This window comes from Arachnia propionica, assembly GCF_003932785.1.
Lineage (GTDB): Bacteria > Actinomycetota > Actinomycetes > Propionibacteriales > Propionibacteriaceae > Arachnia > Arachnia propionica_B.
Map to the genome: position 1 here is coordinate 22,568 of NZ_RQYT01000041.1, position 6,000 is coordinate 28,567.

Sequence of the window (6,000 nt, forward strand, 5' to 3'; positions counted from 1 at the left end):
TCCTCAGCACGCTGATTCGCCTGCCTTACGACGGGTTCGCCTGCCTTGGATCGGAAACGCCTGCCTTGTTTCACTTTGCCTGCCGAACAAGACAGGCGAGCCGCCGTTAAGGCAGGCGAGCCATACCCAACACAGGCGAACCCGCGTTGAGGTAGGCGAAACCACCACGGTCACGGAACGCCACCCTTCCCGCCGCTACTCACATCGCGGCCGGAGCCTTCGGAGAGCCCGTGTCGGGACCGTCGCGGGTTTCCCCCTTGACTGGAGCCCCAGCACCGTGTTTCGCAGGTCTCGACCCGGACGGCGCACCGGCGCGCGGTCCGGCTCGACCAGCGGAGAGGCAGAACAGCCCCCGACTCGGCGTCACGCCGACAGGGGCTGTTTCCTGTCTGGAGCCGCCCACGGGAATCGAACCCGTGACCTACGCTTTACGAGAGCGTCGCTCTGCCTACTGAGCTAGGGCGGCAGCAGCCACACACTATAGCCGTCACGCCGACAGGGCGTCCAACCCACCGCCCGAGCGGCTGGCCCCCCTCTCCCCCAGCAGGATTCGCCTGCGAAGATGGAAAGAACCCTTTCCATTGTTCAAGGAGTCGCTTATCATTGTGAGCATGAGCAACCCTGATCTCGGCCCCATCCTCGACGACCTCGCCGCCGGTCGCATTGACGCCGCCGAGGCCAATCGCCGCATCAACGCCCTCAAGGATGAGACCCAGGAGGACACCTCCACCGAGCAACCTCAGGAACGGAACAAGGCCCGACCCGGCGGACTCTCGCGGGTGTCCATCAGCGCCGTCGGCCGCCGCGTCCGCATCGAGGGCGACCCCGGCGTCACCACGCTCAGCGTCGAGGGACCCCACGTCCTGCGCCGCAACGGTGACGTCATGGAGGTCAGCTCCACGGGCGAACTCGGCCCGAACCTCAGCGGCTTCTCCCTCATCCGCCCGCAGCGGATCTTCGACGACATGGGCATCATCGGGCTCGGCAAGGAACTCATCGTCAAGGTCAACCCCCGACTGATCGTCGACGTCGAGTCGACCACGGGCGGCCTCCGCAGCACCAGCATCCCGCGTTTCGGCCGCGTCCGCGTGACGATGGGCGGCTGCCACCTCAGCGACGTCGTCGAGGTGACGGACCTGCTGAGCCAGGCCGGCGGGGTCACCGTCGAGGGACCGCTTTCGCAGGGACGCTCGAAGCTGAAGATCGAGTCCGGCTCCCTCACCCTGACCCTCAGGCCGGGCGCGAACGTCGTCATCCACGCGGAGTCGAAGTTCGGCCACATCCGGTGGCCCGAGGACAACGCGGGCGTCGACGAGGTGGTGTTCGGCAACGGCTCCGCCCGCTGCGACATCAACGTCGTCGCCGGCCTCGCCACCATCAAGGACGCCACCGGAGAGGACCACTGACATGACCGAACCCCTGTACCAGGCCCCCGCCGACTGCCCGGTCTGCGACGCCCAACTCATCGTGACCCGCAAAGGTTGCCGACGCTGCGGCTCCGAGCTGGCCGGGGAGTTCGCCTCCTCCATCTATGACCGCCTCGACGCCGGTGAGCACGAGCTGCTGCGGGTCTTCCTGTCCTCCCGCGGCAACCTTCGCGAGGTCGAGAAACACCTCGGGGTGTCCTACCCGACGGCCCGCGCCCGCTTCGACGCCCTGCTCGGCAAGCTCGACATGCTGCCCGAGTCCACCTCGCCCACGACGACGGAGGAGGCACCACCGGCAGATGAGCCGCCCTCCCCGCAGGAACAGATCCTCGCCCGGGTCGCCTCCGGCGAGATCAGCTCGGAGGTTGCGGCGCAGCTCATCGCCCAACTGTGACTTACGTCGTCCTTTCGGCCAGGAAGTGCCCGCGGGATGTTCACGTGGACACCCAAGTTTGCAGGCCCCTGCAGGATGAACGACCATGGAGCACATGACCGTGCCCCCCTCGAACGTCCCGGAGGTTCCTGGTGTGCGCCTCACCGGAGTCCTCGGACGCGGCGGATTCGCGGTCGTCTACGCGGGTGAACAGCTGTCACTGCAGCGCCCCGTCGCCGTGAAGGTCGACACCCGACCACTCCACGACGAACGGAACCGACGCCGATTCCAGCGGGAGATGCAGGCGGCCAGCCAGATCAGCAGCCACCCCCACGTCGTCACCCTCATCGACACCGGGGTGTTGCCCGACGATCGCCCCTATCTCGTCATGGAACGTTGCGACGGGGGCAGCCTCGCGAACGTCGTCGCCCGCGGACCGCAGCCTCCCGCTGAGGCGGCGCGGATCATCCATTCGGCCTCCGCCGCGCTCGGCGCCGCCCACGCGGCCGGCGTGCTGCACCGGGACATCAAACCGGGCAACATCCTCCTCGACTCCTACGGCGCACCCCGCCTCAGCGATTTCGGCCTCGCCGCGATCCAGCGGGCGGAGGCATCCACCACCGTCACCCTGGAGGCCCTGACCCCCGCCTACGCCCCACCGGAGGCGTTCAGCCACACGGAACCGACGAGCGCCGGCGACGTGTGGTCGATGGGGGCGGTGCTGTTCGCCCTGCTGACCGGCCGGGGCCCCCGCTCCACCTGGGACGGTCGGTCGCAGAGCCTCAGCGAAATCGTCGCGGACCTCCACCGCCCCGTTCCGACGAACGATCCACGCATCCCACCGCCGCTGCGCCCCATCCTCGACCGCGCGATGCACGTCGATCCGGGACAGCGGTTCCGCAACGGCGCCGAGCTGGCGCAGGCACTCAACAGCGTCCTGCCCCGCCTCGAGGACGGCTCCCTGCGGGACATGGATGCCACGACCTACCGGGCCCCGCTGGGATCCGATGTCGCCACCGTCTACGTCCCCCCACCCCCGCCGACGATCACCTACTCGCCCATCACGGTCGCGCCGCGCCGCCGCCCCATCGCCCTCATCGCCGGGATCGCCGCTGTGGTGTTGCTGGCCGGCGGGGCGGCCTGGGGGGCGGTGGCGGCACTGTCCGGCCCCAGCCTGACCCTGCCGCCGAAGTCCGCGCCCCCGCCAACGCCGTCGACATCGGACGAGCCCACCCAGACGCGGACGGATCCCCCCAACTTCGAGGGTGAGCTGGACCGGAACGACGTGCCGACGAGCGACGACATGCCGTGGGAGTTCGGCGCCTGCCTCGACGGCGCGATCGACTCCCAGGGAAACACCTCGGCGACGACGGTGGACTGCGCCGTCGCGAACTGGCGGGTCTTCGCGGGTGGTTCCATCGATCCCGACATCGAGGCGCGGAACGCCCAGGAGGCGATGAAGAAGGATCCGAAGGTGGCCGAGACCTGCACCGACGAGAACGCCGAACGTGCTGGCATCGACATCTCGAAGCCGCACAAGGTGCGGGTCCTCGGCCCGAAGCAGAACAAGTGGGATGAAGGACAGCGCGGCTTCTCCTGCGTCTTCGCCCTGAACTGATCCGACGCCGTCAGCCCGCGCCATCCAGGAGGGCGGCGACGAGACCCAGCGCGGCCCCGCCCAGAACCCGGAGGCCGATCTCAGCGGCGGCCTCACCCGCCAGCCCAGCGGTGGCCCAGGCCACGTCGCCCGCCCCGCCGGGGCCCGTCAGCCAATCGAAGCGGACGTTCGCGTTCGACACCGCGCGACCGTCGACGACGGCGCTCGGGCCGGAGGTGAGGTCGAATGCGACGAGCCACGGCACGATGTCGTCGCCGACCCCGTCGAGAGCCCCTTCTCCGAGGCGGTGCCGGCGTCGGAGAAGGGCCGCCCGGATGGCGGTGCCGCGCGCGGTGCGCCGGACCCGCAGCTCCGGCTGGTAGAGAGTGGCAAGACCCGCGACCCCGCAGAGGACGGCCGCGACGACCCCCTGCCATCCCGGGGCGAGCACGGCCGCGGCCACCGCGGCGGCCAGACCGACGCCGAGCCCCCACCACTGGAATCGCCGTCCGGGTCGGGTCGCGAGGAACCAGCCGTCCTTGACCGCGGCCTGCATGAGTCGGTTGGCGAGTTTCGTGACCGCGCCGCGACGTTGGCGCGACAGCTCACGCAGCGACACCGTCGCCCCCGCGGAGAAGATCCGGTCGAGGAAGGAGTGCTCGAAGGGACGCAGGCCCCGCCGTGCCGCCGGTCCGCGGCTCAGCACCCAGTCGCGTCGCCGGCCCTCCTGGACGGAGACGGTGATGTGTCCGCGGACGGCGAGGTCGACGATGGTGGCCAGGATGTCGCGGGGGCGGACCCGGGCGTGGAGTCCCATCCCGACCAGCCCCGGCGCGAGTCCGTCGATGACGTCGTCGGGCAGGGATTCCGACGAGGGCTCGTCACGGGAGCGGCGCCACCGCTGGTGGCAGAGGATGGCTGCGCCGCCGAGCAGGCAGCCCGCCCCGAGCAGGATGAGCCACGGGATCAGGACTCGACCCTGATGACGGTGGCGTTGATGGTGCGGCCGTTGGGGGCCTCGTAGGACACCTCGTCCCCGACGCGACGGCCCAGCACGGCGGCGCCGAGCGGCGACTGGGGCGAGACGGCGTGGTCCACCGAGTCGTCGGTGCCGAGGATCTCCCGGGAGCCGAGGAGGAAGGTCTCGGTGTCGTCCTCGTCCCCGTCGAAGGCGACGGTGACGACACGGCCGGGCGCCACCTCGTCGGGGTGGCTGCTCGCCTCCCCGACCTGGGCGGTGCGCAACAGGTGCTCGAGTTGACGGATCCGTCCCTCCATCTGGCCCTGCTCCTCGCGGGCGGCGTGGTAGCCGCCGTTCTCGGAGAGGTCGCCCTCCTCACGGGCTGCCGCGATGCGGGCACTGACCTCGGGGCGGCCGACGGTCTTGAGGTGGTTGAGTTCCGCCTCGAGCGAGTCGTAGGCGTCCTGCGTGAGCCAGACGGCATCGGAATGGGTCTCGGACATCGCTCAAGCCTAGCAGCGCCCTGCGACAACACCAGGGAAGCGCTTCCGGGCATGGGAGGAAGCGGCAGAGGCCCTGGAGGGGCCACAATGTTCCCCATGCCAGGCAACCCCAAGGGGCCGCTGCGCCTCCTCCACGTCCACGCGCATCCCGACGACGAGTCGAGCAAGGGTGCCGCCACCACCGCGAAGTACGTCGCGGAGGGGGTCGAGGTGATGGTGGCGACCTGCACCGGCGGGGAGCGGGGCGACATCCTCAACCCGGCGCTGGCCGACGATCCCCGGGCGTTGCACGACCTGCCCGCCCTGCGACGGGAGGAGATGGCCAGGGCGGCGGAGATCCTGGGGATCCGGCACACGTGGCTGGGTTTCGTGGACTCCGGCATGCCGGAGGGGGATCCCCTGCCACCGCTGCCGGAGGGCTGCTTCGCGCTGCAGGACGTCGCGACGGCGGCGGGCCCGCTCGTGAGGGTGATGCGCGACTTCCGCCCGCACGTTGTCACGACCTACGACGAGCACGGCGGATACCCGCACCCCGATCACGTGCAGTGTCACCGCATCACGGTCGAGGCGTTCCGGGCGGCGGCCGATGCGAGGCTGTGGCCGGAGCACGGCCCGGCGTGGCAGGCGGCGAAGCTGTACTACCACATGAGTTTCCATCGCCGTCGCTATGCGGCCCTCGAAGCGGTCATGCACGAGCAGGGCCTGCCGCCGAGCAGCCCGGCCCCCGCCCACGACGAGGACCCGTTCTCGGACGGCCGGTTGACGACCTTCGTCCGCTGCGAGCAGTACTTCGACGTGCGGGACGACGCGCTGCGGGCCCACGCGACGCAGATCGACCCGGACGGCCCGTGGTTCGCGGTGCCGTTGGCGATCCAGCGGGCCGGGTGGCCGACGGAGGACTACCAGCTGGTGATCTCGAAGGTGCCCACCATGATCCCTGAGGACGACCTGTTCACGGGCCTCCGGGAGACTCCACTCATGCCGGAGTTCATCATCTGATCGCCACGGACCGCCCGGCCCCGCACCACCCAGCGCCTTATGTCATTTTAGAGGGTGCGCGGATAGGGGGATCGTGACGAGGATCGTCACGGTGGCCTCCTGGCAAGGCGGACGACGAGGAGCGCACTGGATTGTGCGTT

Annotated in this window: 6 protein-coding genes and 1 tRNA gene; 4 read left to right on the top strand and 3 right to left on the bottom strand. The window is 70.1% G+C overall.

The window, feature by feature from the left end; translation table 11 throughout:
• Positions 1–390: 390 nt before the first annotated feature.
• Positions 391–466: transfer RNA gene (locus EII35_RS13005), tRNA-Thr, on the bottom strand.
• A 145-nt stretch (positions 467–611) separates the two neighbouring features.
• On the opposite strand from EII35_RS13005, the gene EII35_RS13010 reads away from it, so the two are divergent.
• From EII35_RS13010 to EII35_RS13020, 3 genes are all read left to right on the top strand, one after another.
• A complete protein-coding gene (locus EII35_RS13010; RefSeq protein ID WP_125228896.1) occupies positions 612–1,406 on the top strand; it encodes a hypothetical protein in 795 nt (264 codons plus the stop codon).
• 1 nt (position 1,407) lies between these two features.
• The gene (locus EII35_RS13015; protein ID WP_125228897.1) at positions 1,408–1,821 is read left to right on the top strand and encodes a DUF2089 domain-containing protein; all 414 of its coding nucleotides are present in this window, start codon (positions 1,408–1,410) and stop codon (positions 1,819–1,821) included.
• Positions 1,822–1,915: 94 nt separating this feature from the next.
• Positions 1,916–3,418, top strand: a complete 1,503-nt coding sequence (locus EII35_RS13020; RefSeq protein WP_221739758.1) for a serine/threonine-protein kinase — start codon at positions 1,916–1,918, stop codon at positions 3,416–3,418.
• 10 nt (positions 3,419–3,428) lie between these two features.
• Here the strand turns inward: EII35_RS13020 and EII35_RS13025 are convergent, their stop codons facing one another.
• Both EII35_RS13025 and greA read right to left on the bottom strand, forming a co-directional pair.
• A complete protein-coding gene (locus EII35_RS13025) occupies positions 3,429–4,367 on the bottom strand; it encodes a DUF2207 family protein (protein ID WP_125228899.1) in 939 nt (312 codons plus the stop codon).
• On the bottom strand, positions 4,364–4,861 hold the full coding sequence (greA, locus tag EII35_RS13030; protein ID WP_125228900.1) for a transcription elongation factor GreA: 498 nt from the start codon (positions 4,859–4,861) through the stop codon (positions 4,364–4,366). Before greA ends, EII35_RS13025 begins: the two co-directional genes overlap by 4 nt.
• 96 nt (positions 4,862–4,957) lie before the next feature.
• On the opposite strand from greA, the gene mca reads away from it, so the two are divergent.
• Positions 4,958–5,860 (top strand): mycothiol conjugate amidase Mca, encoded by a 903-nt coding sequence (gene mca / locus EII35_RS13035; RefSeq protein WP_260465129.1) that lies wholly within the window; start codon positions 4,958–4,960, stop codon positions 5,858–5,860.
• Positions 5,861–6,000 lie beyond the last annotated feature (140 nt).

Bases quoted from the DNA above. Each gene is read 5' to 3' on its own strand.
- EII35_RS13020 (WP_221739758.1), top strand. From the start codon at position 1,916: ATGACCGTGCCCCCCTCGAACGTCCCGGAGGTTCCTGGTGTGCGCCTC.
- EII35_RS13015 (WP_125228897.1), top strand. From the start codon at position 1,408: ATGACCGAACCCCTGTACCAGGCCCCCGCCGACTGCCCGGTCTGCGAC.
- greA (WP_125228900.1), bottom strand. From the start codon at position 4,861: ATGTCCGAGACCCATTCCGATGCCGTCTGGCTCACGCAGGACGCCTAC.
- EII35_RS13010 (WP_125228896.1), top strand. From the start codon at position 612: ATGAGCAACCCTGATCTCGGCCCCATCCTCGACGACCTCGCCGCCGGT.
- mca (WP_260465129.1), top strand. From the start codon at position 4,958: ATGCCAGGCAACCCCAAGGGGCCGCTGCGCCTCCTCCACGTCCACGCG.